Source organism: Paenarthrobacter sp. YIM B13468 (assembly GCF_042788025.1).
Classification (GTDB): Bacteria; Actinomycetota; Actinomycetes; order Actinomycetales; family Micrococcaceae; genus Arthrobacter; species Arthrobacter aromaticivorans.
In genome coordinates, this window is record NZ_JBHZPI010000022.1 from 1 (window position 1) to 26,890 (window position 26,890).

Genomic DNA, 26,890 nt, shown 5'->3' on the forward strand with positions numbered 1-26,890 from the left:
TGGGCCATCTCCAACCACCTCAAAGGCCAAGCCGTCTGCGATGACCCCATCGACTTCCGCCACGAAGCCATCGTCGGCTCCAAAGTCTGGGGCGACGGGAACCCCGAAGGCGTCCGCCAACGCGCCGCCGAAGAAATGAAACACACCGCACGCCTCGCCAAAGCCCTCGGCGTGGACACCGTCGTCGGATTCACCGGCTCCTCCATCTGGCAATACGTCGCCATGTTCCCGCCCGTCCCGGAAAAAGTCATCGACGCCGGCTACCAGGACTTCGCAGACCGCTGGAACCCCATCCTTGACGTCTTCGACGAAAACGGGGTCCGCTTCGCCCACGAAGTCCACCCCAGTGAGATCGCCTACGACTACTGGACCACCGTCCGGACCCTCGAAGCGATCGGCCACCGCCCCGCGTTCGGCCTGAACTGGGACCCCTCCCACTTCATGTGGCAAGGCATCGACCCCGTGTCCTTCATCTGGGACTTCAAAGACCGGATCTACCACGTGGACTGCAAGGACACCAAGCTGCGCTTCACTGGCCGGAACACCGTTATGGGCTCCCACCTGCCCTGGGGCGACCCCCGCCGGGGCTGGGACTTCGTCTCCGCCGGACGCGGGGATGTGCCTTGGGAATCCTCCTTCCGCGCCCTGGCCGCGATCGGTTACAACGGCCCCATCAGCGTGGAATGGGAAGACTCCGGCATGGACCGCCTCCACGGCGCCCCCGAAGCCCTCGCCGCACTAAAGAAGTTCGACTTCCCCGTCTCCCAGACCAGCTTCGACGCCGCCTTCAGCAGCAAAGACTAGGACAGTACCGACGTGATCCGCACCCTTCAATCCGGCCAGCGCTGCGAGGTGTGGATCGCGTCGGTGACCGGGGAAGCTGAGCTGGTCTACAGCACCGACGGGATCCTGCTGGAGGCGCCCAACTGGACCCTGGATGGAAGCTCACTCATCCTCAACGGGGATGGGAAGTTATGGCGTTTCGATCTGGACGCGGGTTCTTTGGAGCCTATCTCTCTCACCGGAGTCCCGGACCTGGACAACGATCACGTCCTTGCACCTGACGGTCAGGGCATCTTCGTGTCCGCGAACGACGGCCACATTTACCGTGCTTCACTGGGCGGCGGACCGGCGTTGCGCATCACCGAGGACCACGGCTCCTTCCATTTTCTCCACGGCGTCAGCCCGGACGGCAAGGAATTGGCGTACGTGGGGATCGAAGCGGGAGACTTCACGCAGCCAGGTCGCCTGATGACCATAGCGTCCGACCGCGGCGCTACCGCCAGCATTGACGCCGGCCGCTTTGATGTCGGTTCAGGCCACTGCGACGGGCCGGAATACTCGCCCGATGGGAAATGGCTTTACGTGAACACGGAATCCTTTTCGTCCACGCAGGGTCACGCCCAGCTCGCCCGGATCCGCGTGGACGGCACTGGCTTCGAGCGGCTCCTCGCATCCGAAACAGTCGACTGGTTCCCCCATCTCTCCCCCGATGGCCGGTACGCCAGTTACCTTCAGTTCCTCAGCGGAACCGTAGGACACCCCGCGGACCTGCCAGTCGCCGTCGTACTTGTTTCTACGCAGGACTGGGCCACGCCGCTCCATACATGGCCACTTTTCGGTGGCCAAGGTACCCTCAACGTCAACAGCTGGTCGCCGGACTCCCGGCGTTTTGCGTATGTGGCGTACCCGCTTTCTGACTCGACGAAGGACTAAGCACGTGACCCTCAGCAACGGCACCTCCGATGGAACAATCCGCTGGGGCATCCTCGGCACAGGATTTATTGCCGGACTCCAAACGCAGGACCTGAACGAGAACGGCTTTACCGTGCAGGCTGTTGGCTCGCGCTCCCTGGAGTCCAGCAAAGCCTTCGCTGAGCTGCATGGAGTGATGACCGCCCACGGCAGCTATGAGGACTTGGTGGCGGACCCACTGGTGGACGTGGTCTACATCGCCACGCCGCACCCGTTCCATCATGCCAACGCGCTCTTGGCCCTGAACGCCGGCAAGCATGTGCTGGTGGAGAAGGCTTTCACCATGAACGCCCGCCAGGCCCGGGAGATCGTGCACCTTGCCGAATCCAAAGGCCTTGTGGCTCTGGAAGCCATGTGGACCCGATTTCTTCCGCACATGGTCCGCATCCGTGAACTCATCCAGGAGGGCAGCATCGGCGAGGTCCGGAAGGTAGTTGCCAGCCATAATCAGAGCCTTCCGAAGGACCCGGCCCACAGGCTGAATGATCCCGCCCTCGGCGGTGGGGCGCTGCTGGACCTGGGCATTTACCCGATCTCCTTTGCCTTCGACATCCTGGGGGCCCCGGAACGCATTCTTGCCAGTGCCTCGATGACGGCAACGGGCGTGGACCGGCAAACTGCCGCAATCTTTGAGTACTCCGGTGGCCGGCAGGCGCTGGTTGACTGTGAACTCGACGCCGCCAGCGCCAACCGTGCGATGGTCATCGGCACAGAGGGCTACATCGACATCGAGCACACCTGGTACAACCAAGTGCCCTTCACCGTTTTCGGGGTCAACGGTGAGGTGGTGGAGCGTTTCGAGGAGCCCGTGAAGAGCCGGGGAATGCAGTATCAGGCAGCGGAACTGGAACGCCTGATCCGTGCCGGTGAGACCGCCGGCACCATCTTGCCCCCAAGCGAAAGTGTGGCCATTATGGCGGCCATGGATGAAATCCGCCGCCAGATTGGGCTCAGCTACGAAGCGGACGCTGCTGTTTCAGACGCTGTTGTTTCAGAAGAAGGTGCAACGAAATGACTGAATCTGCCCGCCTTGTCGAGCTCCGCCAGCAGGAGGAAGAACTGGTCTTCGCCAGCTTTGACCACCACGACGCCTGGCGCCTCGGCTCGCTCATTGCCAACCACGCGATCGCTTCCGATTACGGGGTTGCCATCGATATCCGCCGGCACAACCTTGTGCTTTTCCGCTGCGTCCTGCATGGAGCCACGGCCGACCAGGAAGAGTGGATCCGCCGCAAGTCCGCCTCGGTGCTGCGTTTTGAACACAGCACAGCGTTGCTGACTGAACAATTCTCCGCTCGCACCCACAGCCCTCTGGGAGGCGGCTGGCTTGCCCACGACGATTACACGCTCGCCGGTGGCTCGTTCCCGATCCGGGTTCGCGGGGCCGGCGTCATTGGCGCGATCACGGTGTCCGGGCTGACCTCGGACGATGACCACCAGTTAGTGGTCGATGGGATCCGGAATTATTTGAAGACGGTGGCGGGGTAGAGACTAGCCGCCCCGCGCCTTCCGGGTCGCGGCGTCGTTGGCTTTCTGCAGAGCTTCGACCAGTTCGTCCTTGGTCATTTTCGAACGGCCCTTGACGTCCAGTTCCTGGGCACGTCGATAGAGATGCTCCTTGGAGGCGTTGGCGTCCACTCCCCCGGCGGTAGGTTTCGTTGATTCAATGCCTTCTGCCGCGTGCTGATCAGAAGGACCCCGTTCTTCCTTCGCCTCCCAGTGGTCGCCCACCTTCTCGTAACTGTGTTTTACCGCGGCAAAGGCAGTGCGGGCCGCCCGGCTCTCATCGTTGTCGTAGGTCTCCATGGCGGAGTCGTAGGTCTTGGCGAAGGTATCCTGGGCCTTCTGCTCAGAGCGCTGCAGCGTGGATGGGAGTTCGTCTTTGCGGGCATGATCGTTCTTGCCGGTCTTAGGCACGGTACTCACGCTCCTTTGTCAGAAAGCCTGATCGTGGACGTGCACCCAGTTTATCAATTGACCACAAGGTCAAGCCTGACCGGGTACAAGTGCTCCCTATACAGAAGTCAACCAACTGCCGGAATATTCTCCTTGATAAGCGCCGCCAATCTTGCAGGTTTTGCCACCGCGGCCCCTGCTCGAACCAGGCCGCGGTCGAGCCTGTCGCGAAGCATGTGCAGAGCGCGGGCTGCGTCTTTACGATGCCCGCTCGTGCCCCGGCGGCTGTCACTGAACTCCCAGGAGGAGAGCGATTCCTTGTGCCTACGGACGATCTCCAGCAACGCGGTGAGGTCCATCAGGTCCTTGTCAGTGGACCTGTACCTCCAAGCAAGTGCCTTCAGGATCAGGGCGGCCTCTACGTCAGGCACGGGCACGGTGAACGTCAAGTCGTCACCGCCAAGCAGCAATACCTTCACTTCGACCACTAACGGGTCTTGGGACAACGCAAAGGACAAGCCCGGGATGGCATCAAAGCCGCGCCCGTTGATGATCTGAGTCTCAACCTTGCCCACCGAGTCATGCGGCACGAGGAGGTCAATGATCATCTCGCCACCTTGGCCGTCTTTGCGGACATACTGGTTTCCTCTGGTGTCTCTGTATCCCTGGGCCAAGAGGTGTTTGTGCAAGTCCTGGCCCACCGCGGTGGTGTGCTTGATTCCGGCGTCGGCATCGGCAGTGCTACGTTCTCTGGCTTCCGGCGTTGGATATGCGTGGAGAAGCAACTGGACCATGTGGCCGCCAACAATGCGATACGAAGAAGTATCGATGCCGGCACCAGCCACATCAGCAAGGGCACGATATCCGAGATCCGAAGCATTGGACATCGAAATAACGTGGATGGCCCTCATACGGCTGTGCCGCTCAGTATCGCCTTCTTCAAATGATCTGCGGCTTCAGGTCCGTCGGGTGCATCGCTCAGGGTAAGTTCCCAAAGGGTCACAAGGGGATCCACAAGCGGCAACCCCTCACGCTCCATATCCGGGGCTGTCCTCCAAAGGGTTTGATCTTCCGGGATGACAGAGATCAGCGTGGCCTCGTCCTTAGTCGCAGGACTGAAACCGGCGTGGCTGAAGTCCACCATCTGACGAACGTAGAGTGTCGCGCTGTCCGGTAGCCGCCATGGTGCATAGATGTCGGCTGCCACGTCGCCTGACACCAACGGTTCCCCGCCCATTTCTTTCGCGTATTTGGTTGCTTCCCGCACCTGCTCATGTAGCCGATCCAAGCCGTACCAGTAAGTGGCAGCACCCCGCGGACCTGGATACTTCTCCAACAGCAGGGACATAAGATTATTGCGATCCGTGGGTGACCATCCGCCGGACGTTCGTTCTACAAGTCCGTCCAGATACTTCAAGTTCTTCACAACTGCCGGTTGGCTGATACCGGAGCATTCTGCCAATTCCTTTTGAATAAGCGGTTCACTCGCCAGCAGGAGGGAGCGGATGAGGGCATAGCGCCCCCAAGCAGGCATCCCCTGACGGATGGGCACTGCCTTGATCGCTATGGCCTGATTCTTGGGGAGCAGATCCTGTCCACTGATGATGATGGAGGCGGGCTCCAGAGTTATGAGGTTCAGCACGCCGGTGCGCGCCGCATCTGTTAGGGACTCAGTCGGACGGACGGTGACTATTAGGTAACTTGACTCTCGGTGGGCAAAGAGCTTGACCAGGGCACTTGGACTTGGTGGGACACGGTAGGTCTTCACTTGGACGACGAGCCTGGAACCATCGGGCAGGGTTAGGGAGAGGTCATTCAGATCACCGCCGTTGACGTGGACATCACTTCTTCGCAGCAACTCGAAGGCCCTGCTCGTTACAGTATCTTCCACTCCAAGCCCCTTGTACTCACTTCTCTGCAAACCGTCAAATAACCATTTCGGGCAATATGCGATTGTGGTTATATTCTTACCGTCTACAGCGCCATAGTCCATTGCTGCGCTATCAGCCTTCAAGGGCGAGTGATGCACCACACCGGTGCACTCATCACCGCCCCTTCAGCACATACCTTCTTTCAGGACGCCCGACGCCGTACTTCAGCCTCACATCCAGCGCACCTTCGTCATGGAGGTACTCAAGGTATCGGCGGGCGCTCACCCGGGAGGTTCCCAATTTCTCGGCAACCTCGGCGGCGGAGACGTCGCCCGACGCCGATTTCAGCGCGGCCTCCACGAGCTCCAGCGTCTCCACGCTGCAACCTTTGGGCAGCGTACGTTGAGCGGAATCCAGCCCGAATACCCGGTTGACATCCGATTGCTCGGCCACGTCCTTGGAAGCGTCCAGCCCTTGGTAAGCGTTCAAATAGTGTTGCAATCGTTCCTGAAGATCAGCCTGCGAAAAAGGCTTAATGAGGTAATGCACAATGCCGCCGCGCAGCGCCTTGCGAACCGTCTCGGTTTCACGGGCCGCGCTGATCACTAACACGTCAAGGTCCGGGGCAACATCCCGGAGCTGATGCATCAGGTCCAGCCCGTTAATGTCCGGGAGATGGATATCCAACAGCACCAGGTCCGGCTGCAGCCGTTGCGTCTCAAGGATGGCCTGCGCGCCGGTGTGCGCTACACCCACGACGCCGAACCCCGGGGTCCGTTGGATGAACCCTGCGTGGACCTTGGCCACCATGAAGTCGTCATCCACAATCAAGACTTTGATCATGATTACACTGCCCCTTTGTTGAATCGTGCGGTGAAAACTGCCCCATGATCGTTGGCTACTGTCAGGTCGCCACCGGAACGACGGCAGATCACCCGCGAGAGCGCCAAGCCGAAGCCGCGGGCATCGCCAGGTCCCGGCTCCTTCGTGGAAAAGCCCTGCCGGAAAATATCCTCAGCGGAGCCCGAGGGCACGCCCGGACCGTTGTCCCGAACCGTGACTGAAACACCGTCCGCTGAGTTGACCACCAACACACTCACCGCCGCCCCAGCCAGCCCCGTGACGGCGTCGAACGCGTTGTCCACCAAGTTGCCCACCACAGTGGTGAGGTCCCGGGACAGTTCCTCGTTGACGCGCGGGAGCCCGGACTGCGGGTCGATCTGCAGTTCAACGCCGCGCTCAGTGGCCAAACTGGCTTTGGCTATCAAGAGGGCTGCGAGTGCCGGGTCCTGGATGCGGCTGGTCACTTCGTCGTTGAGCCGGGTACGGTCCACGGTGGCGCCGTTGACGAACTGCACCACGGAATCGTATTCGCCAATCTGGATCAGGCCGGAAATGACGTGGAGTTGGTTGGCGAACTCGTGGGCTTGGGCACGCAAGGTGTCAGTCACGGTTCGGGTGGCACCTAATTCACTCTCCAGGGACGACAACTCGGTGCGGTCCCTCAGCGTTGTCACCGAGCCAATGTCCCGTCCACGGGACCTGAGGGCCACCCTGTTCATGACCACCAACCGGTCCCCCACGAGCACCAATTGGTCTGGGTCTGATTGTTCCCGGGTGAGTACCACCTTGAGCGCGCGGTCCACGTGAAGCGAGCCAAGTTTCCGGCCTACACAGTCTGCGGGCAGTCCCAGGAGTTGGCGGGCGCTCTCATTTGCTACGGTAATCCGCTCGTGAGGGTCAAGGGCAACCACCCCTTCCTTCAGGCCTTGCAGCATCGCTTCACGGTTTTCCACGAGTCCCGTGATCTCACGGGGCTCCATTCCCAGCGTTTGCCGTTTGACACGACGGGACAGCAGAAGGGAACCCACCACGCCCAGGACACTCGCAACGCCCAGGTAGGTGAGAAGGTTGGGCACCACGTCTTCCAGCCGTTCAAGGGCGGACGGATAGTTCCTGCTGATGGCGGCAATACCGATCATGGTTCCGGAGTCGTCCAGTACCGGCACGTGTGCTGAGAGAACTTTGCCTTCATTGCCGGCCAGGACTCCGGTCCATGCCCTGCCTTCTTTGACCCTGCTGTCCCCGAGCAGAAGTTGCTTGCCCAGCTGGCTTGGATCCGAGGAGGTCACTACCGTGCCGTCCAACTTTGCCAGTGCCACGTGGGAAGAGCCGGAAACAGTGCGAATGGATTCGGCCACGGCCGGGAGGGCTGACCCGTTGCGGGGTTCGGCAGTCGGCAACAGGGCGCGCACTGTGGGGTTGTTGCCCAAGGTCTCTGCCGCGGACAAGGCGCGGCGCCCTTCAGTGCGTTCAAAAGCAGCGGCAGATTGGGCCAGGGAGATGGCTACAACAGCGACCAGGACCGCCAGGACGATCAACAACTGCAGCACAAGGTACTGCCCTGCCAAGGACATTCCTCTTCGTCGAGTCACTGTTTGGATCCTTTGATGATTCCTTTATGCAAGGGCCGCTAACAGTTTCAAAAGTAGTCCGCCTTGGCGTATCGGAACTATACCCTAAGCACGCTGAGCACCAGCGGGGCCAGGCCCTATGAGACGGCAGAGGCGTGAACGCAATGAACTTAAAGATCACTGCGAACACAAGAGTGATGACCGTCACGCCGGGACCTAGCATCAACTCACGGGGGCACAACGCTGATCGCCCTGCACAGAATTTCCATACTGAGAAGAGGAACACCATGCGCCAGATCCGCGCATTGCGAATCGCCGCCGTTGCTGCCGGCATCGCCCTGATGGCCACCGGTTGCGGCGCCACAGGTAAGAGCTCCACTGGTTCGTCCAGCTCCGGCGCTGCAGCCGGTCCCATCACCGGACTCCAGATCATGGTTCCCAATACTCCCGGCGGCGGTTACGACACCACCGCACGTGCGGCCGCCAAGGTTCTCGACGACGAGAAGATCGCCAACAACACGGAGGTCTTCAACCTTGCAGGTGCTGGCGGCACGGTGGGTCTGGCCCGCGTCGTCAACGAAAAAGGCAACGGGGACCTCGCCATGCTCATGGGTCTGGGCGTGGTGGGTGCCAGCTACACCAACAAGTCCGAGTCGAAGCTGACCGAGACCACCCCGCTGGCACGGCTCATTGAAGAGCCCGGCGCCATCATGGTCAGCAAGGACTCCCCGTACAAGACGATCGATGACCTAGTGAAGGCATGGAAGGCCGATCCCGGATCCATCTCCGTGGGTGGCGGTTCCTCGCCTGGCGGCCCCGACCACCTCCTGCCCATGCAGTTGGCAGGCGCACTTGGAATTGACGCCACGAAGGTCAACTACGTCGCATACGACGGCGGTGGAGATCTTCTTCCGGCCATCCTGGGCAACAAGCTTGGCTTCGCGGCTTCCGGTGCAGGCGAATACCTGCAGCAGATCAAGTCCGGCGAAGTCCGCGTCCTGGCCACCAGTGGCGAGAAGCGTCTTGAAGGTGTTGACGCTCCCACGCTGAAGGAGTCCAACATCGATCTGGTCTTCACCAACTGGCGTGGCATGGTGGCCCCTCCGGGCATCAGCGAGGACGACAAGAAGTCACTGATTGCCGCGCTGGAGAAGATGCACGAATCCGCTGGCTGGAAAGAAGCCCTCAAGACCCACAGCTGGACCGACGCCTTCATCACCGGTGACGAGTTCCAGAAGTTCCTGACGGACCAGGACAAGCGGGTGGCGGACGTGCTCACCAAGCTTGGCTTGGCGTGAGCACTTTAGCAACAGGCCTCAAGGGCCGCGCCGAGCTGGGGGTAGCCCTCCTGCTCGGCGCGGTAGGCGTCCTTGTCTTCCTCGACGCGAACGGCCTGGTAACCCCGTATTCGAAGTCGGACCCCGTAGGGCCCAAGGCGGTTCCCTTCGTCGTTGCCGGGCTTCTGGTGGTCTGCGCAATCTTGCTGGCTATCAACGTTCTCCGCGGCGGCAAGGGCGAGGTGGAAGGCGGCGAGGACATTGACCTCGCACACCCCGCCGATTGGAAGACGGTGCTCCCGCTCGCAGGAGCCTTCATCCTCAACATCCTGCTCATCGACTGGGCCGGCTGGGTCATCTCCGGAACTGTCCTGTTCTGGGGCAGCGTGCTGGCACTTGGCAGCCGGCACTATGTCCGTGACGGAATCATCTCTGTTGCGCTCTCCCTGGCCACCTTCTACGGCTTCTACCTCGGCCTTGGCATTGCACTGCCCGCCGGACTCCTGGAAGGAATCCTCTGATGGACGTCTGGTCCTCTTTGATGGACGGTTTCGCCACCGCCCTCACCCCCATGAATCTTCTGTACGCCATGATCGGCGTGCTCCTGGGAACGGCCGTTGGCGTTCTCCCAGGGCTCGGCCCGGCCATGACTGTGGCGCTGCTGCTTCCGGTCACGGCCGCCCTTGAGCCCACCAGCGCCTTTATTATGTTCGCCGGCATCTACTACGGCGGCATGTATGGCGGTTCAACAACCTCCATCCTGCTGAACACACCCGGCGAGTCCTCGTCCGTCGTCACGGCTATCGAGGGCAACAAGATGGCGAAAGCCGGACGGGCTGCCCAAGCGCTCGCGACTGCGGCGATTGGTTCCTTTATTGCCGGCACCATCGGTACGGCCCTGCTGGCAGGACTTGCACCGTTGGTGGTTCAGTTCGCCGTGAGCTTGGGCGCACCGAGCTACTTCGCCATCATGATCCTCGCCTTGCTGGCCGTCACCGCAGTCCTGGGTTCATCCCGGCTCAGGGGATTTGCTTCCCTGGGACTGGGGCTGGCCATCGGTCTGGTAGGCATTGACTCCGTTACAGGCCAGCGCCGCCTGACATTCGGCCAGCCGATGCTGGCCGACGGCCTGGACATCGTGGTGGTGGCAGTGGCCATCTTCGCCGTGGGTGAAGCACTGTGGGTTGCCGCGCACTTGCGGCGTTCACCACTTCACATCATTCCCGTCGGACGGCCCTGGATGGGCAAGAAGGACTGGGCCCGCTCCTGGAAACCCTGGTTGCGTGGCACGGCCTTCGGCTTCCCGTTTGGCGCACTTCCCGCCGGTGGTGCCGAGATCCCCACGTTCCTCTCCTATGTCACCGAGAAGCGGCTGACAAAACATCCGGAGGAATTCGGCAAGGGAGCCATCGAAGGCGTCGCAGGCCCGGAAGCGGCCAACAACGCTGCAGCCGCCGGAACCCTGACCCCAATGCTTGCCCTCGGCTTGCCCACGAACGCCACAGCCGCCGTCATGCTCGCAGCGTTCACCTCCTACGGCATCCAGCCCGGTCCGCAGCTGTTCTCCAGCCAGGGTCCCCTGGTGTGGGCGCTCATCGCCAGCCTCTTCATCGGCAACCTGCTGCTCCTTCTGATCAACCTGCCCCTGGCACCCTTGTGGGCGAAACTGCTGCAGCTTCCACGGCCCTACCTCTACGCCGGCATTCTCTTCTTCGCCACGTTGGGCGCCTACTCGGTGAACCTGCAGGCGTTCGACCTGGTGATCCTGCTGGTGCTCGGAGCCTTGGGATTCATGATGCGGCGCTTCGGGCTACCTGTATTGCCCCTCATTCTGGGCGTCATCCTCGGTCCGCGCATCGAAGGCCAGCTACGCAGGACCCTCCAGCTGTTCGCCGGTGACCCCGCCGGGCTGTGGAGCGAGCCAATCGCCGTCGTCGTCTACATCATCGTGGCTATCGTCATCCTCTGGCCGCTGCTCTTCAAGCTGGTCCGCCGCAACCGTCCGGTGCCAGCAAGCGTGGTCCCGGCCCACCCCAGCGAAGTGCTCCTGGGCGAGGACGACGCCATCCAAGCCGACCAAAACAGCACACGGATCCACCACAACAGCCACCACAACAAGGAGAAGCCATGACCATCGTGGTGGGATACGTCCCCACGCCTGAAGGCGAAGCCGCACTGACCCAAGCCATTGCCGAAGCGAAGAAAAGCAACGACACCCTGTTGGTGATCAACTCTTCCAAGGGGGACGCCTTGGTGGATAACCGGTACGCGCAGGAACCGGAAATCCAGACCATCGAGGAGCGCCTTGCCCTCCAAGGCATCCAGCACATCATCAAGCAGCCCGTCCGGGGCCATGATGCCGCTGCTGAGGTACTCGATGCGGCCGACGAGCACAACGCCGAGCTGATTGTGATTGGCCTGCGCCGCCGCAGCCCTGTTGGCAAACTCATCATGGGCAGCGTCTCGCAACGGATCCTGTTGGAGGCGGACTGTCCGGTGCTCGCCGTGAAAGCAGACTAAACGTAAACCAGGAGATTGTGTTCAGCTAATGCCCTTAGGATTCGTTCTTAGGGGCATTAGCCGTACACAAACTCCAAGGGGGACCACGTGGCCGAGACCATCCGAACCGCAACAGCAGACGACGCCGGAAAACTGGCCGAGCTTGCGGCCGTCACCTTCCCGCTGGCGTGCCCGCCCGGCGCCTCAGCGGCTGACATCCAGGCCCATCTCGAGAAGACGCTGGCCGAGGCGAACTTCGTGGATTACCTCGCCGATCCGCACATCACAGTATTGGTTCTCGACGACGACGGTCAGCTCAACGGGTACACCATGCTTATTGCCAAGCCGGCAAGCGACCCGGATGTAGCCTCTGTGCTCTCGGCGCTCCCCTCCACGGAACTCAGCAAGTGCTATGTCCACCCGGACCACCACGGCCAAGGAGCCGCATCCCGCCTCATGAGGGCCTCCGTCGCGGACGCTGAGGAAAAGGGCGCGGCAGGAGTCTGGCTTAGCGTGAACAGTGAAAACGCCAAGGCGATCCGTTTCTATGAAAAGAGTGGTTTCCAGAGGGTGGGCACCAAGTCCTTCAAACTGGGCGACACCGTGGAACATGACTTCGTCATGGAGCACACGCTCTAGCCAGCATCCGGGCAGTTAGCCGAACAAGTCCCCAGCCAATGGCGGTCGGGGATCGGAGCGCCGCTGCAGGCCAGCCGGCAATCCCGTCACGGTGCCGTTTCCCCCGGACGCCTGGATCGTGATCCGCGAGCGCCCCAGCAGGACGTTTTCTGCCCTGAACTCCCCGAACGAGTCCGGGAGGATGGGCGCCAGGTGGAGGACTTTCCGGGTGAAATCGGGGTCGAATCGCAGGAGGATGCGAGCCAGCTGAATCGGGGCCGCAGCTGCCCACGCCTGCGGGGAACACGCCGTCGGATAGGGCACCGGCTCCGGAAAGTCCGAGCGGTCAAAGCCGCAGAAAAGTTCCGGAAGCTGACCGCCGAAGTGCTCAGCGGCGTCGAACAATCCGCTCGCCACGCGGCTGGCTTCCTTCACGTAGCCGTAGCGCATGAGTCCGGTGGCCACGAGCGCCGTATCGTGCGGCCATACCGAGCCGTTGTGGTAGCTGACGGGGTTGTAAGCACCCATGTCCGAACCCAGGGTGCGGATCCCCCAGCCCGTGAACATCTCAGGTGACATCAGCTGCTCCGCCACAAGTGCTGCCTTGTCCTCGTCCACAATGCCCGTCCACAAGCAGTGGCCCATGTTGGAGGTGCAGGAATCCACGGGTTTCTTGTCTTTATCCAGGGCAAGAGCGAAATAGCCCTTGTCCGGCAGCCAAAAAGCCTTGTTGAACGCCTCCTTGAGCGCTTCCGCCCGATCCGCGCAACGGCGTTCGACGGCGGTATCACCCGCGGCGCGCGCCAGCAGCGAACGCCCAACATAAGCTCCGTAGGCGTAAGCCTGGACCTCACACAAGGCGATGGGTGTTTCAGCGATCCTGCCGTCGGCGAAGTTGATGCCGTCCCAGGAGTCCTTCCATCCTTGATTGATCAGGCCGTGACTGTTGGGGCGCTGGTATTCAATGAACCCGTCGCCATCCCGGTCGCCGTATTTCTCCATCCAGGAGATAGCACGGTCTGCGTGGGGAAGGAGGGAATCGATGATGTCCGTCCCCAGACCCCACCGGCTGAGTTCGCCCAGCAGCGTGACGAAGAGTGGCGTTGCATCGACCGTTCCGTAGTAGGCGGTTCCGCCCAAGGAGAGTCCGGCCGTGACTCCCAGCCTCACCTCGTGGGGCATGCGGCCGGGTTCCTCCTCGGAGTCGACGTCCACTTTGCTGCCCTGAAGCCCGGCCAGTGTTTGCAGCGAGCCAGCCGCGAGTCCAGGGTCCACCATGAGTGACATGTAGGACGCCAGAATCGAGTCGCGTCCAAACAGTGCCATGAACCAGGGCGCCCCTGCTGCGACGGCAGCACGTCCAGGGTGCTCGTGGTCGAAGATCCGCAACGAACCAAGATCGCTCTGGCTTCGTTCCAGGACTTCTTCGACGTTACTGTCCATGACAGCGATCCGGGGAACGTGCTCCGTCCAGGCCATATGCCGACGGACGCCAATCGTGTGGTGCAGCGCCGTGGTTTCCGTAAACGGTTCGTCCGGCCCCTTTCCATTGATCAGGGGAATGGCAATGACGCTGGTGCTCCATTGGCTACGGGGCGGGATAGTGACGTGGAATGTCAGTCCTTCCGGGTTCGCTTTGGCTCCGGAAGCCCGGAACGCCACTCCCCGGCGTTCCCCGTTCGTGTGAACGGACTCAATATGGAGCTCCTTTTTGCGCGCCGTTTTCTCGGTGGATCCTGCCCTGCTTGCCCTGCCGCCCTTGACGTCGAAGAGGTCGGCGAGGTCGGCGTCGATAAGCAACTCGATCTCGCAAGGCGCCGGCTGGCCCGAGTAGTTCCTGATGGTGAGATCGTCCCGCAGCCCGGCGCCCACATGCCGCTGATGCTGCACAACCAGCGGACTGTCGAAGCGACCATCGCTGGAGCAGGCCCGGCCAACATATTCGGCTTGGAACGCGGTGCGGTTGGTGGTGACCAATGGTTCCCGGAGGGCTCCGTTGATCCTCAGGATCCAACGCGACACGATCCGGGTGTCCTGGTAATAACTGCCTTGGGAGCCTCCGCCGTGAATGTCACCTGAATGTGCGGAAATGCAGAAGGATGAACCTTCGACGACGGTCACGGCACCCAGCTCGGAAGCGCCTGCCTCCGTATCGGCGTTCCAAGCAGTCATGGCCCACGAAGCCTTCCTCGGGAAATGTCCTGCTTATCAGTCACAGGTTGATAGGGGCTTGCCTCTGATTGTCTTGCAACTTGCCGTTACCCGGAAGGCCTCCGGCCTTGAATTCTTCGATGACCGCGGCATAAAGCTCCAGATGGTCCGACGCCATCCGTGCTGCATTGAAATACTCATCCACGGTACGCCGGCACTCCGCACGGCTAAGCCCTTGCACGTCCTGCACAAACCCTGCGAGTTCATTGGTCTGCGCCAGGTATCCCGTGACGCCGTGTTGGACTATTTCCGGGGCGGCACCCATGGGGGTGGACAATACAGGGGTTCCAGTAGCCAGCGACTCGATCATTACCAGCCCGAACGGCTCATGCCACTGGATGGGATTGATCATGGCCATCGCTCCGCCCATGAGCTCGTACTTCTCCGGATCTGAAAGTTCCCCTAGGAATTCTTCCTGTGAACCAAGGACCGGCTCCACGACATCGTGGTAATAGTCCTGCTCATCCTTGGCATGCATCTTTGCGGCGATACGCAGCGGCACCCCGGCCTCGCGGGCAACGGCCACCGCTTCCAGCAGCCCCTTGTCCGGGCACATGCGTCCCACAAAGCACGCGTACCCGCCGGAACCGTCGCCCACGGAAACCGTGGAGAGATCCAGGCCGTGGTGAATGACGGCCGATATTTGCAGATCGGAAATGCGGCTGCATTGGTCATGCGAGATTGCGATGATCCCGGTGTCCTTGGCCATGTCCCGGTACAGCCCTGCGTATCTTGGCGTCAGCGGACCATGCACGGTGGTCACCACGGGTACATCCAGCGGCCGGTGGGCATAGAGAGGTCCGGCAAGGGTGTGGTCGTGGATGATGTCCACGTCCTGCATGCCGGCATATGCCTTGATGACGTGGTGCAGCTCGCTGAGCGTCAACCCCAACTCTTCAGGCTCACTCGGCCCGAAGCCACGCAGCAGCGGAACGGGGCAGGTGCTGTCAGACGCCGCAGCCAGGAGTACGTCATGCCCTGCATCGGATAAGGCACGGGCCAAGGCATCCACAACCCGTTCCGTGCCGCCATACCGTTCCGGGGGGACTGGGAACCATGGTCCAACTATCAATCCAATGCGCATGCTGAAGGCCTCCACAAATATGCGAACCCCACGCACGGGATTCACCTCGTGATCATCGCGGCCCCAGACACACGCGATTCTTGGGGCGAAGAGCGCCCCCACCGGCTAACTGCATAACCTGCTTCACACATTAGGCTGGGCACACCAGCCCCGGCAATGGGTGACGAAAATAACAGACTTTTCCGGAATGCGCGCCAGGCCCTGAAGGTTGACCAAAGCATGAAGATTGAGATCTGGTCCGACGTCGCGTGTCCGTGGTGCTACATCGGCAAGCGCCGTTTTGAGACGGCCCTGGCACAGTTTCCGCACCGTGATTCCGTGGACATCGAGTGGAAGAGCTACCAGCTGGACCCTTCAATCCCGGGACACTATGACGGCACGGAGTTGGACTACCTGAGCAAGCGCAAGGGCATGGCTCCGGAGCAGGTCAAGCAGATGTTCGCCCACGTCACCGAGACCGCCAAGGGCGAAGGCCTGGACTATCACTTCGACAAGGTAGTGGTTGCCAACAGCTTCACGGCCCATCGCCTGATCCACCTCGCCGCAGCCCATGGCCGCCAGGATGCCGCCAAGGAACGCCTGCTCAGCGATCACTTTGAGCACGGCAAGGACATTGGCAACCAGGAGTACCTCACGGAACTTGGCGCCGCTCTGGAACTCCCGGCTAAGGAAGTCGCAGAGCTGTTCACCACCGACAAATATTCGGACGCCGTCAACGAGGACATCAATGAAGCCCGCGCTATCGGCGTCACCGGTGTTCCGTTCTTCGTGATCGACCGCAAGTACGGCATCTCCGGTGCGCAGCCGGCGGCGCTCTTCAGCGAAGCGCTGAACCAGGCGTGGCAGGAAGCCAATCCCCTGATCCCCGTGGGCGCGTCCGATGCCGAGGCATGCGGCCCTGACGGCTGCGCAATCTAGCCAGCCACCCGCCGTCGTACGCGAACCCAACTGAGTCGCAGTAGTGCGCGTTATGAGAGCTCAAAACGCGCTCAAGTGCGACTCAGTTGGGTGCGGCGCTAGTTTTTCACAACCTCAAGCTCGACGACGGCCCAGGACAATGCGGGCAGCGTCAGCCGGAGTTCCGAACCAGTAGCCTTGACGCCTTCCAGCGGCTTCAGGCCGACCCGGCCCTGCTGGTCCTGGGTGTTGGTGGTGAACCTGTCGCCGCCCTCGGGGATCTCCAGGACTTCGGCACGGACAACCTGCCGGGCGTCGAAACCGCGCAGGGCTGCCTCGACGTCGGCCGCTTCCTCCAGCCCGCGATTCGCGAAGAACAGCGCAACGCGCCCTGTTTCCTCGTTCCACGTGGCGCTGACGTCCACAAGGTCCGTGCCGCCGAACCGCTCATTCTCGTACTTGTCCGAGTCCACGGAAAGCCGCAGGATCTGGCCCTTGGCGAGCTCAGCCATCCGGGCGAACGGATGGAAAATGGTCTGCTTCCAGGCCGGCCCGTTCTCTTCCGACAGGATGGGCGCGATGACGTTGACCAACTGCGCCTGGTTGGCGATCTTGACGCGGTCGCCGTGGCGGAGCAGCGAGTTCAGCAGGGTTCCCACCACCACCGCGTCCGTCACGTTGTACTTGTCCTCGATGACACGGGGGTGCTCGCGCCAGCCAGCCTTGATCACGTTGTGAGGCTGGTCCTCAGTGTCCAGGCCACGCTGGTACCAGACGTTCCATTCGTCGAAGGACAGGTTGATGTGCTTCTTGTGCTTGCCCTTGGCCCGGACGGCGTCCGCGGTGGCGATCACTGACTCGATGAAGTAGTCGGTGTCGACGGCGGATGCCAGGAAGCTGCCGACGTCGCCTTCTTCTTCGAAGTAGTAGGCGTGGAGGGAAACGTAGTCCACCTCGTCATAGGTGTGGGTGAGGACCGTTTGCTCCCAGGCACCGAACGTAGGCATCCGGGAGTTGGAACTGCCACAGGCCACCAATTCAATGTCCGGGTCCACGAAGCGCATGGCCTTGGCCGCTTCCTGGGCAAGTCGCCCATACTCCTCGGCGGTCTTGTGGCCGATCTGCCAAGGACCGTCCATTTCGTTGCCCAGGCACCAGAGCTTGATATCGAACGGGTCCTTGTGGCCATTCTTGGCGCGGAGATCCGACCAGTAGCTGCCGCCCGGGTGGTTGGCGTACTCCACGATCTCGCGGGCAGCATCCACTCCCCTGGTGCCCAGATTGATTGCTTCCATGATTTCCGTGCCGGCCTGCTTGGACCAGTCCACAAACTCGTGCAGGCCGAAAGCATTCGTTTCCACCGTGTGCCAGGCGCCGTCCAGGCGGCGGGGCCGGGACTCGCGCGGGCCGATGCCGTCCTCCCAGTTATAGCCGGAGACGAAGTTTCCGCCGGGGTACCGGATGACGGTGGCACCTAGTTCCTTGACGAGCTTCAGGACGTCCTGGCGGAAGCCGCTCTCGTCGGCCTCAGGGTGTCCGGGTTCGTAGATGCCGCTGTATACACAGCGACCCATATGCTCCACGAAGGAGCCGAAGAGGCGCCGGGGTACCTCGCCGATGGTGAAATCGCGATCGAGGGTGATGCGTGCGCGGGACATTTGTCTCCTTGGTTGTGTTTTAGGTCTGGTGATGCGTAAGAAGCGGCCGGTCAGGTGCCGGCGAGTCCCGTCGTCGAGATGCCCTTGATGATCTGGCGTTGGAAGAACAGGAAGACGACGATGAGCGGCAAAGCTGCCAGCAAGGCAGACGCCATGTTCTGCGCGTACTGGACGCCGTAGGCGCTCTTGATGGTTTGCAGACCCACCGGGAGGGTCAGAAGGGAGTCGTCGTTGGTGGAGATGAACGGCCACAGGAAGTTGTTCCACGCACCGATGAACACGAAGATCGCGACGGCGGCCAGGATGGGCCGGGACAACGGCAGGATGATCTGCAGGAAGATCCGGAGACGACTGGCACCGTCCATCACTGCCGCTTCTTCCAGTTCATGCGGGATCTGGTCGAAGAATTTCTTGAGGACAAACACCATGGCAGGGTGAATCACCTGCGGCAGGATGATTGCCCATGAGGTATCGATCATTTTGAACGCGAGCATTTGGTAAAACAGCGGAATCATCAGCACGGGTGGCGGGACAATGATGGCCGCGATGATCACGACCATCAGAACCTTCTTGCCTTTGAACTCGATCCTGGAGAGTGCGTAAGCGATGAGAGCGGAGATCACCAGTGTGATTGCCGTGATGGCCGCGGAGGTGTAGAGCGAGTTCCACGTCCAGAGCGGGATGTTCCCTGCCTGGAACACGTTGACGAAAGCGTCAAAGGTAAAGCCCGACGGCGGAACCCAGCTGATCTTGGACGCTGACGCATCCGCTTCGGACTTGAACGCAGTAACCGTGGCCCAGGCGAACGGGATCAGCCAGAGGACGGCAATGAAGGCGGCCACCGTGACTGCCGCGATCTTGCCCACTGTCGGTTTTTTGCGCGGCTGCCGTATGACTTGGCGGTTTCCGGTGGCTGGAGTGGAACGGGTGAGGGTGATTGCCATGGCTATGCGCTCCTGCGGCGGGTGATGACGAACTGCAGCGCGGAAACCAGCACGATCAGTCCGAAGAAGATGTAGGAGATAGCTGCGGAATACCCCAGCCGGTATCCGGTGAACCCGGTTTCGAAGATGTACTGGACCACGGAACGGGTAGATCCGCCCGGACCCCCTGCTGTCATCTGGTAAATCTGGTCAAAGACCTTCAGGGAAGCCAGGATCTGGAGCAACACAATCATCACGGTGGTGGGCGTGAGCTGCGGCAGCGTGATGGAGAAGAATTGGCGCCAGGCGCCGGCGCCGTCCAGTGACGCTGCTTCATAGTGCTGAACGGGGATGTTCTGCATTGCCGCCAGATAGAGCAGGAAGTTGAAGCCCACAGTCCACCAGAGTGTCGCGATCACGATTGACCACATGGCCACATTGGGATCGTTAAGCCACCCCACTTTTCCGATGCCGAACTTTGACAGGAAATCGTTGATCAGGCCGAGCTGCGGGTTGTACATCCAGACGAAGAACAACGACACAACCGTGGAGGCCAGCAGGAATGGGGCAAAGTAGGAGAGCCGCCACAGCCACTGGGCTGGAAGGCCGATGTTCAACAGCGCCGCCATGACCAATGCAACCAGCACCAAGGGAACTGTACTGATAACTGTGAAGTACAACGTGTTGCCCAGTGAACGCCACATGCCGGCATCGGCAAAGGCTTCGGCGTAGTTGGAAAAACCGATGAGAGCGTCGTTGGCGCCTGTCAGGGATTTGCCCGTGAGGCTCATGTAAAAGCCGTGCAGAATGGGCCAAACAAGGAAGACGAGGAAGAACACCAGGAAGGGCGCTGCAAATGCCCACCCGTTCAGGGTGTCCCTGCTTCTTCGGAGAGATAGCCCGGACTTGATGCCTGGGCTGGGTGTTGTCCGTGGTTGGCTGGTCTGCCGGGACAGTGTAGAGGAACTCATGAAGGACTCCTTTGTCGCTCGGTGCGCTGGTGCCGGTCAGACCGGATTGGGGCGGGATAGGAGGTCGTTGGTGCGGGTCACGAAGCTATCCCACCCGGTGCTTGCCTTATCGCGCCCCAGAAGCACGTTCTGGATATGCTCGGCAAAGTAGGTCTGCCAGTCAGAGCCGGAGCCGCTGAACCACGCCTCGGGATCGTAGGCGATGATGTCCGCCGCGTTGGCGTAGTGGATCTGAGGCGTGAGCTGGCCGTAGGCCGGCGACTGAACCACGGGCTGGAACGCCGGGATATGGCCTGCCTCAGCCCACAACAGTGAACCCTTCAGAACGTCACTGACGAACTTGTACGCATCCTTCCGTTTTGTTTCATCAACGGCGAGCTGCCGCGGGAGGACGAAGGAATGCGAGTCGGCGTAGGAGGCGGGTGTCCCATAAAGAGTGGGGATGGTGACGGCGTCAACCGGCAAGTTTGCTTTCTTCATAGTGGGCAGTTCCCAGCCTCCACTGAAGAGCATTCCCGAATCACCACGGACGAATTCTGCAATACCGGTGTTAATGTCGCCGCTCTTGGCCGCGATGGTGTCGTCGAAGAGCGACGCCATGAACTCCAGCGATTCGATCGCAGCGTCCCTATCCGCCTCCATCTGACGTCCGGGCGTGAGGACAATTTCCGCTCCGTGCTGCTTGTAGAGCGTGTAGAACAGCCGCCACATCTGCGAGCCCAGGTTCAGGTAGCCAAAGGACAATCCGTGGGCCTTGGTGACCTTTTGCATCTCCAGCGCCATGGCCTTAAACCCCTCCGGGGAGCTCACTTCCTGCAGCTGGCCGTTGCTTTCCAACAGCCCGGCTTTACCGGCTATGTCAGTGTTGTAGAACATGATGAACGGGTGGGAGTCCAGCGCCAGGGAAAAGACTTTTCCGCCTTGCTGGCCCTTTTCCCAGATGCGCGGCGCGAAGTTCTCCGGCGTGATGCCATTCTCCGCCAGCAGCCCCAGATCCCAAGGCTCTATGAGGCCGCCCGGGGCATATCCCGGGACTCGGCTGGCATGCATAATGGCTACCTCTGGAGGTCGGCCCCCGGCAGATGCCATGGCCAGCTTGGTGTAGTACGGCGGGCCCCATGCCAGCACGGTGGGGTGCACTTTGAAGCCGGGATTGGCTTGGTTGGCATTGGCGATCATCGTTTGCATCTTGGTACCGTCCCCGCCGGACAAGAGATGCCAGAAGCCGATCTCCCTGACGCCGGTGGCTTGGGCCGCACCTCCACAGCCTGTGAGGCTAGTGGCCAGAAGCCCGCCTCCGAGGAGGGCCGATCCCGTCAATAACTGTCTCCGGGACAACTGTTTCCCGGTTAAAGATTCAAACTGCTTCACCCGTCACTCCTTTGGAAGGGTCCGCTGAAAAGGACACAACTGCTGCTCAAATCCGGCTTCGGTGCATCCCCACTGCCGGGTAAAAGGGTGACCCGGGGGTGACGCGGCTCTCACATTACATCGTTGTAAAAATTGAGGCAAGAGAAATTGTTAGCGCGCACAGTTAAATGTCAGAGACCGCTTAGCGGGTGCTGTCCCGCTCAACAATGGTGTAGTCCACCGTGACGACACGTTGTCCGTGGGTCCTGTCCGCCATGCGCTCAGTGAGGAGGCGCAGCGCTTCGGTGGCGATGGTCCGCTTGTCGAAAGACACGGTAGTCAGCGAGGGAACGGCGTAGCGCCCGTCCGTGACGTCGTCGAATCCGGCCACAGCGATGTCCTCAGGGACACGAACGCCCCTCTTCCACAGCGCATTGAGGGCGCCAATGGCCAGCGAATCCGTGAAACAGAACAACGCCTCCGGCAGCGGGTTGGAATCCAGATAGCGGGCCAGTGATTCGGCTGCAGATCCAGGCGTCCACAGTCCGCACGAAATCAGCAGGGATTCATCGCGTGGGATCCCGAGGATGTGGAGCGCGGCCTCATAACCCCGTCTCCGTTGAATCGAGGTGGCAGACTGCCTGGTCTTGTTAATGCCCAACACCGCGATACGCCGACGCCCGGATTTGGCCAGGGCCAACGTCATATCCCGCGCCGCCGCGAAACTGTCCACGTAAACGCGGTCCGCAAGCTCCTGAGCCACTTCGCCCAACAGCACAACGGGAGGCAAGGCCACCCCAACTTTGACGGCACTTTCATCCAGCACCACCGGGTTGAGAATGAGCCCGTCGATGAGGTTGGAGCGCGCCCGGGTCATCAGCTCCTGCTCACGCTGCGGATCGGAACCTGTTTCCTCGATCTGGACGCTCCAGCCCTGCTCGTGGGCCACTTCCACAATGCTCTGGGCCATTTCAGCGGAGAACGGAGTTGCCAGGTCCGGCAGCGCCAAAGCGATGACGCCCGAACGGCCGTTGCGGAGCCCGCGCGCGGAAAGGTTGGGAACGTAGTCGAGCTCCTGCATTGCCTGCTCGACCCTGAGCCGCGTTGGAGCGCTGACCGGCACGATTCCGTTCATGACGTTCGAGACGGTTTTCGGCGACACTCGCGCACGGCGCGCCACATCCTTGACCGTTGCCCGCAACAGTCCCCCTCATGAATTTAGTGTCCGGTTCCCACGATGTTACGCGAGTTTGTCTACACCTCATGCTCCCGGGAAGGGGCGGTTTCCAACGATCGTCGCAACAGATCTGCTGTGAACACATGTGGTAAGCGGTGAGCTCAAAAGGCTACGGGCGCGGCTTGTTGTACGCCATGCTCACAAGAACGGACAGCGCAGTCGGCGAGATACACTTCCGGATGGACCGACGAGGTTCAGGCGTTATTGTCTGGGCTTCGTCGATTTGATGTTCGGACTGTTCACGGCATGGATAACTGTCGCGAATACGGTTGAGATCAATGGGCAATTCCTGGACTACCAGGCAGCGGGAAAACACGTACCTGTCGGTTGGATCGCAACCGTTGTGGCTGTGATCGTGGGATTCAGTGTGTTGTCCCTTGCGGGCCTCTTCATTGGAATCTGGAATTTACGCGGGTTAGGCACGATGAGCCCGGCACCGCTGGTTGCTGCCATCGTCTACTCATTGATATCCATCGCGATGATGGCGGTGTTCCTCAGCGAATTTGGCGGCACGTTTGGCTTGGTCCTCCTGCATGCTTTGGTGGTCTTCATGACGGTCAGGATCCTTCGTCACGAAGGCATCAAGTCCCTCAGGGACGTTCGCCAGCGAATCGTTTGAAGTGCAAGATACCCAGTGGCTAGGCAGTTGGTTTAGCGCTGCCGTCCCGTTGCGGGATCCCTTACCGGACGGTGAATTCAGCGCTGGCGGAGCTGACGTCTCTAGTGTGAGCATATGACCGAGCTAGGTCGAGAGGTATCCGTCGAGATCGAGATCTCACAGTCCTGCAGTTTTACGGTCATAAGGGCGTCTTGCTCAAAGACATGCAGGTGGGTTCAGAGAAGGAGCCGGCGCCCGCGGGCGGGATCGCCTATCGGATCAGATGGTCACTTGTCTGACTAGAACACGATCGAGTCGAAGACGGCGCGTGCCTCCCTCATCAGCTCCGGATTGATCGATTCGTCGATATGGCCCACCGCGGCGACAGCCCGCTGGCCGTTCAGGTCGACCACCCGGTAGGTTTCGTGTTCATTCCGAGTTAAGTACCAGCGTGAGCAACGTTGTGTATCTTCTGAGTGGATGCATAACTGACCGCCGTTGCAGGCCGTGATGTCCACGTTGCCCTCGACGGAGTGGTCGAACTCGAAGCCGGAGTAATTGCCTACCATGACCTTGGCGGGAGGGGTGCTTGCCGTTGACGACTGCGCCGCCATCGCGTCAACGAAGGCCTCGGCCGACGGACCGGAATCGGCAAGGGCGCCCCTCCAGGTGCATGCGTCCTTCGCCACATAGTACGCGCGCGAAAGAGTTATGTAGACGGCCCATTCAGCCGGGTGATCCGGGTCGTCCTTGCCCAGGCTGTGGCCGTCGAGAGCAAACCAGCCGTCTGGAACGGTGATCTTGAAAGGTTCCGTATAGCCGGCGACGGGGACGAGGTATGTGCCGGCGTCGATGTCGCCGCTCTCCGGCAGAGGTGGGACCGTGCCGGTGTCGCGACTCTCTGGCAGCGGCGGGACCATGCGGGCCTCCGTAGTCGGAGAACTGGCGGACGGCAGGGGGACGTTACCGGGTTCATACTCGCACCCGCCGAGACATCCAATCAGGGCGACAGTCACCAACGGCGCGAGGTGGCGCGACCGCTGAGCGGCGGTTTCGCGCGGTGTCACAGAACTCATTGATCCACCAGCCGCTACAAGGTGCTGTGAGGCCCCCAACCGGGTGGCCCCGAGGGCGGCCCGAGATTGGATGCCGTCGCCCCAAGTCTCCTCCGGCAGAGAACCCATGACAATGAAGAACATTAGAGACAGTTTTCACCGCCCAGGTCTAACTAGCCGGAGAGACTGGCGGTAGGTTACGTCTCTTAACCCTTCGGATTCGAGACGTCTCACTGGCTCAGCGAGCCGACGGTTGCAGCAGCTCATTTTTGTGACTTTCGGCGATAAGTGGCGGCGCTATTTGGCGCATTAGCTCAGCCCGCAAGGGATCGGCTAGCGTGCAGTGGCGCGTCTATCGCTTCGTCGATATCGGTCGCGTTCAGGATGTAGAACCCGGCTACGACTTGACCAGCCGCGTCGTAAGGGCCGTGAGCAGTGCCGGCCAGTCGGACGGTGCGCGCGTGGTCACTCGGCGTGAGCGCCTATTCCGGCTGCCGTGTTCGACCAGTCTCATAATGAAGGGCGCCCTCGTGTTGCAAAGCGAACAATCGGTCGGCAACTTCCTGCGTCTGGGCCTCGCTGGAAGATATAGCGAAGAACCGCGGAGAGATGAAATCAAGAAGGCATCCACGCGCAGCAAGTTCAGATCCTAGAGGCTGCCACCCAACTTTGGTAGCCCCTGGTTTACGACTCCTGTCAGGAAAGAGGTTGACGCCCATTACCCAAAAGCTGTACTGTTTAGTACAGCTTGTACCAGTCGGTACAACTTAGCTTGCGAAGGAGCCATCATGTCTCGTCCCCCTCTCCCCCCGTACACCGAAGAGACCGCTATCCAGAAGGTCCGTGCCGCCGAGGATGGCTGGAACACTCGTGATCCCGAGCGCATTTCCCTCGCGTACAGCGAGGACAGTTGGTGGCGCAATCGGTCGACGTTTGTGCAGGGTCGCGCCGCCATCGTCGAATTCCTCGCCGACAAGTGGGAGCGCGAGCTCGACTACCGGCTCATCAAGGAATTGTGGGCCTACACCGACGACGTCATTGCCGTCCGCTTCGCGTACGAGTACCATGACGCCGCAGGCCAGTGGTTCCGCGCATACGGCAACGAGAACTGGCACTTCGACAAGGATGGACTCATGACACACCGACACGCGAGCATCAACGACCTCGCCATCAACGAGTCCGAGCGCAAGTTCTTCTGGGACACCTCCGGGCCCCGCCCCGCGGATCACCCCGGCCTGAGCGAACTCGGACTGTAATGCCACGCACCCTCCTCGAACGCCCGGACGCCGTGCGCGCCCTCGCCGGTGTCTTCCGCCGGCGAGGGTTTGAGAGCAGCTCCCTGTCTGTCATCCAGCAGGAGGCCGGGATCGGTCGCGGCAGCTTGTACCACTTCTTCCCGGAGGGGAAGACAGACATGGCCAGGGCCGTGCTGGACCAGGTGGGCGACTGGTTCGAGGATGAGGTTTTCGCCCCGCTTCGTTCCGCAACAGACGCCGCTGAGGCGGTCTCGGCTATGACTAAGGCGGTCGCTGACTACTTCGTCTCCCGCGAGAATGTCTGCCTATTCGCCGCAATGACACTCGGCGAGGAGAAGGAGACGTTCGCCGGTGAGGTCAAGGCCTACTTCGTGGACTGGGTCGACGCGTTGGCCGCCCTGCTGCAGCGCGGCGGGCTCAACGCCGGGGATGCGCACGAGAACGCATTGGACGCCGTTGCCATGATCCAGGGTGGACTCATCCTTACCCGCGCCTATGGCGACGAATCTACCTTCCTGGGGGTCATGGAACGTGTCGAGCGTCGTCTGCTCGCGCAGCTCAGCTGACGTCTGGATGCGCCGCCCCATCTCACTTCTTGGAACCCGGACGTCCGGTAAAGGATCGGCTAACGGGCGCGAACTGCTTCGTTGATACCGTGGTCGGATGGGAGAACCGGAACAAACGTGGACCACGCTGGGCCGGCGCGTGTCGCACCAGGGCCGGGTTAGGTTAGTCGAACACACGGTCGTCCTCGCCGACGGATCAGAAGCACGGTACGAGGTCGACGAAAGCATTCCGTTTGCGGTGGCGACACTGGTCGTGGACGGCGACGCTGTCTTGCTCACCCGTCAGTACCGATACCCCATCGGGCGTTGGATCTACGACCTGCCTGCTGGAGCTGGACAAGCAGGCGAGCCGCCACAGTCGGCCGCGCTTCGAGAGCTCGAGGAGGAGACCGGGCTTATAGCCAAGGATCTCCAACCCCTCCACCTCTACTACATGAATCCGGGTCGCTCAGCTTGGCCCGTACACGTTTTTATCTGCACTTCGGGTACAACTGAAGGTCACGCCGACCAGTCTGACCCAGCCGAGCAAGTTCGCCTGGTCCGTATGCCCGTGCGAGAGCTGGATGCACGCATTGCCAGTCAAGAGATCGTCGATCCGACGCTCATCGTCGCGCGTTCAGCTGCAGCAGCTCAAGGAATGCTGCCACCCGTCCAAGCAATCGCGGCCGGTGAAGGATCCCCTTGTGGGATCCAATGAGTACACGAGCCTGACACCCCTCGGTTCCAGCCTCCATATGCCGAAAAACCTGACAGC

27 protein-coding genes are annotated in these 26,890 nt (G+C 61.1%); 14 read left to right on the top strand and 13 right to left on the bottom strand.

Annotation, left to right across the window (positions count from 1 at the left end; translation table 11 throughout):
- From ACFX4T_RS19045 to ACFX4T_RS19060, 4 genes are all read left to right on the top strand, one after another.
- On the top strand, positions 1 to 804 hold an 804-nt coding region (locus tag ACFX4T_RS19045; RefSeq protein WP_377653343.1), incomplete at its 5' end, for a sugar phosphate isomerase/epimerase family protein.
- Between the two features lie 12 nt (positions 805 to 816).
- Positions 817 to 1,716 carry a TolB family protein gene (locus ACFX4T_RS19050; protein WP_377653344.1) on the top strand — a complete coding sequence of 300 codons (900 nt, stop codon included), beginning with the start codon at positions 817 to 819 and terminating at the stop codon, positions 1,714 to 1,716.
- Between the two features lie 4 nt (positions 1,717 to 1,720).
- Entirely contained in the window at positions 1,721 to 2,770 is a 1,050-nt protein-coding gene (locus tag ACFX4T_RS19055; protein WP_377653346.1) for a Gfo/Idh/MocA family protein, read from the top strand.
- Complete coding sequence (locus ACFX4T_RS19060; protein WP_377653348.1) at positions 2,767 to 3,243, top strand: heme-degrading domain-containing protein; 477 nt, start codon at positions 2,767 to 2,769, stop codon at positions 3,241 to 3,243. The genes ACFX4T_RS19055 and ACFX4T_RS19060 overlap by 4 nt, the downstream gene beginning before the upstream one ends.
- A gap of 3 nt (positions 3,244 to 3,246) precedes the next feature.
- On the opposite strand, the gene ACFX4T_RS19065 is transcribed toward ACFX4T_RS19060, so the two are convergent.
- From ACFX4T_RS19065 to ACFX4T_RS19085, 5 genes are all read right to left on the bottom strand, one after another.
- The gene (locus tag ACFX4T_RS19065; RefSeq protein WP_216922786.1) at positions 3,247 to 3,672 is read right to left on the bottom strand and encodes a ChaB family protein; all 426 of its coding nucleotides are present in this window, start codon (positions 3,670 to 3,672) and stop codon (positions 3,247 to 3,249) included.
- Between the two features lie 107 nt (positions 3,673 to 3,779).
- Positions 3,780 to 4,538 carry a hypothetical protein gene (locus ACFX4T_RS19070; RefSeq protein WP_377653350.1) on the bottom strand — a complete coding sequence of 253 codons (759 nt, stop codon included), beginning with the start codon at positions 4,536 to 4,538 and terminating at the stop codon, positions 3,780 to 3,782.
- A 20-nt stretch (positions 4,539 to 4,558) separates the two neighbouring features.
- Positions 4,559 to 5,542, bottom strand: coding sequence for a hypothetical protein (locus ACFX4T_RS19075; protein WP_308169261.1), 984 nt, complete (start codon positions 5,540 to 5,542; stop codon positions 4,559 to 4,561).
- Between the two features lie 154 nt (positions 5,543 to 5,696).
- The gene (locus ACFX4T_RS19080; protein ID WP_377653352.1) at positions 5,697 to 6,365 is read right to left on the bottom strand and encodes a response regulator; all 669 of its coding nucleotides are present in this window, start codon (positions 6,363 to 6,365) and stop codon (positions 5,697 to 5,699) included.
- 2 nt (positions 6,366 to 6,367) lie between these two features.
- Complete coding sequence (locus tag ACFX4T_RS19085; RefSeq protein ID WP_216922790.1) at positions 6,368 to 7,939, bottom strand: sensor histidine kinase; 1,572 nt, start codon at positions 7,937 to 7,939, stop codon at positions 6,368 to 6,370.
- A gap of 284 nt (positions 7,940 to 8,223) precedes the next feature.
- Here ACFX4T_RS19085 and ACFX4T_RS19090 point away from each other — a divergent pair, with 284 nt between their 5' ends.
- The 5 genes from ACFX4T_RS19090 (at position 8,224) to ACFX4T_RS19110 (ending at position 12,351) form a co-directional block, all read left to right on the top strand.
- A complete protein-coding gene (locus tag ACFX4T_RS19090) occupies positions 8,224 to 9,234 on the top strand; it encodes a Bug family tripartite tricarboxylate transporter substrate binding protein (RefSeq protein ID WP_377653354.1) in 1,011 nt (336 codons plus the stop codon).
- Positions 9,231 to 9,734, top strand: coding sequence for a tripartite tricarboxylate transporter TctB family protein (locus ACFX4T_RS19095; RefSeq protein WP_216921747.1), 504 nt, complete (start codon positions 9,231 to 9,233; stop codon positions 9,732 to 9,734). The genes ACFX4T_RS19090 and ACFX4T_RS19095 overlap by 4 nt, the downstream gene beginning before the upstream one ends.
- Entirely contained in the window at positions 9,734 to 11,344 is a 1,611-nt protein-coding gene (locus ACFX4T_RS19100; RefSeq protein ID WP_216921750.1) for a tripartite tricarboxylate transporter permease, read from the top strand. Before ACFX4T_RS19095 ends, ACFX4T_RS19100 begins: the two co-directional genes overlap by 1 nt.
- Positions 11,341 to 11,733: a universal stress protein gene (locus ACFX4T_RS19105; protein ID WP_216921753.1), complete on the top strand. Its 393-nt coding sequence runs from the start codon at positions 11,341 to 11,343 to the stop codon at positions 11,731 to 11,733. Before ACFX4T_RS19100 ends, ACFX4T_RS19105 begins: the two co-directional genes overlap by 4 nt.
- A gap of 87 nt (positions 11,734 to 11,820) precedes the next feature.
- A complete protein-coding gene (locus ACFX4T_RS19110) occupies positions 11,821 to 12,351 on the top strand; it encodes a GNAT family N-acetyltransferase (RefSeq protein ID WP_377653357.1) in 531 nt (176 codons plus the stop codon).
- 15 nt (positions 12,352 to 12,366) lie between these two features.
- On the opposite strand, the gene ACFX4T_RS19115 is transcribed toward ACFX4T_RS19110, so the two are convergent.
- On the bottom strand, positions 12,367 to 14,502 hold the full coding sequence (locus ACFX4T_RS19115; protein WP_377653359.1) for a glycogen debranching N-terminal domain-containing protein: 2,136 nt from the start codon (positions 14,500 to 14,502) through the stop codon (positions 12,367 to 12,369).
- Between the two features lie 40 nt (positions 14,503 to 14,542).
- Complete coding sequence (locus tag ACFX4T_RS19120; protein WP_216921762.1) at positions 14,543 to 15,625, bottom strand: glycosyltransferase family 4 protein; 1,083 nt, start codon at positions 15,623 to 15,625, stop codon at positions 14,543 to 14,545.
- A 219-nt stretch (positions 15,626 to 15,844) separates the two neighbouring features.
- On the opposite strand from ACFX4T_RS19120, the gene ACFX4T_RS19125 reads away from it, so the two are divergent.
- Positions 15,845 to 16,543, top strand: coding sequence for a DsbA family oxidoreductase (locus ACFX4T_RS19125; protein WP_223947890.1), 699 nt, complete (start codon positions 15,845 to 15,847; stop codon positions 16,541 to 16,543).
- 98 nt (positions 16,544 to 16,641) lie between these two features.
- Here ACFX4T_RS19125 and ACFX4T_RS19130 read toward each other — a convergent pair whose 3' ends face one another.
- The 5 genes from ACFX4T_RS19130 to ACFX4T_RS19150 form a co-directional block, all read right to left on the bottom strand.
- Positions 16,642 to 18,180 (bottom strand): alpha-N-arabinofuranosidase, encoded by a 1,539-nt coding sequence (locus ACFX4T_RS19130; protein ID WP_377653361.1) that lies wholly within the window; start codon positions 18,178 to 18,180, stop codon positions 16,642 to 16,644.
- A 50-nt stretch (positions 18,181 to 18,230) separates the two neighbouring features.
- Positions 18,231 to 19,124: a carbohydrate ABC transporter permease gene (locus ACFX4T_RS19135; protein ID WP_377653363.1), complete on the bottom strand. Its 894-nt coding sequence runs from the start codon at positions 19,122 to 19,124 to the stop codon at positions 18,231 to 18,233.
- A 2-nt stretch (positions 19,125 to 19,126) separates the two neighbouring features.
- A complete protein-coding gene (locus ACFX4T_RS19140) occupies positions 19,127 to 20,074 on the bottom strand; it encodes a carbohydrate ABC transporter permease (protein WP_377653365.1) in 948 nt (315 codons plus the stop codon).
- 36 nt (positions 20,075 to 20,110) lie between these two features.
- Positions 20,111 to 21,445 carry an extracellular solute-binding protein gene (locus ACFX4T_RS19145; RefSeq protein WP_377653367.1) on the bottom strand — a complete coding sequence of 445 codons (1,335 nt, stop codon included), beginning with the start codon at positions 21,443 to 21,445 and terminating at the stop codon, positions 20,111 to 20,113.
- Between the two features lie 181 nt (positions 21,446 to 21,626).
- A complete protein-coding gene (locus tag ACFX4T_RS19150) occupies positions 21,627 to 22,625 on the bottom strand; it encodes a LacI family DNA-binding transcriptional regulator (protein ID WP_377653369.1) in 999 nt (332 codons plus the stop codon).
- A gap of 262 nt (positions 22,626 to 22,887) precedes the next feature.
- On the opposite strand from ACFX4T_RS19150, the gene ACFX4T_RS19155 reads away from it, so the two are divergent.
- Complete coding sequence (locus tag ACFX4T_RS19155; RefSeq protein WP_377653371.1) at positions 22,888 to 23,280, top strand: hypothetical protein; 393 nt, start codon at positions 22,888 to 22,890, stop codon at positions 23,278 to 23,280.
- A gap of 278 nt (positions 23,281 to 23,558) precedes the next feature.
- Here the strand turns inward: ACFX4T_RS19155 and ACFX4T_RS19160 are convergent, their stop codons facing one another.
- Positions 23,559 to 24,335, bottom strand: a complete 777-nt coding sequence (locus ACFX4T_RS19160) for a hypothetical protein (protein WP_377653373.1) — start codon at positions 24,333 to 24,335, stop codon at positions 23,559 to 23,561.
- A gap of 767 nt (positions 24,336 to 25,102) precedes the next feature.
- Here ACFX4T_RS19160 and ACFX4T_RS19165 point away from each other — a divergent pair.
- The 3 genes from ACFX4T_RS19165 (at position 25,103) to ACFX4T_RS19175 (ending at position 26,833) form a co-directional block, all read left to right on the top strand.
- Positions 25,103 to 25,570 (top strand): nuclear transport factor 2 family protein, encoded by a 468-nt coding sequence (locus ACFX4T_RS19165; RefSeq protein ID WP_216921805.1) that lies wholly within the window; start codon positions 25,103 to 25,105, stop codon positions 25,568 to 25,570.
- Positions 25,570 to 26,136: a TetR/AcrR family transcriptional regulator gene (locus tag ACFX4T_RS19170; RefSeq protein WP_216921819.1), complete on the top strand. Its 567-nt coding sequence runs from the start codon at positions 25,570 to 25,572 to the stop codon at positions 26,134 to 26,136. The genes ACFX4T_RS19165 and ACFX4T_RS19170 overlap by 1 nt, the downstream gene beginning before the upstream one ends.
- 97 nt (positions 26,137 to 26,233) lie before the next feature.
- Positions 26,234 to 26,833, top strand: coding sequence for an NUDIX hydrolase (locus ACFX4T_RS19175; protein WP_377653376.1), 600 nt, complete (start codon positions 26,234 to 26,236; stop codon positions 26,831 to 26,833).
- The last annotated feature ends 57 nt before the right edge of the window (positions 26,834 to 26,890 follow it).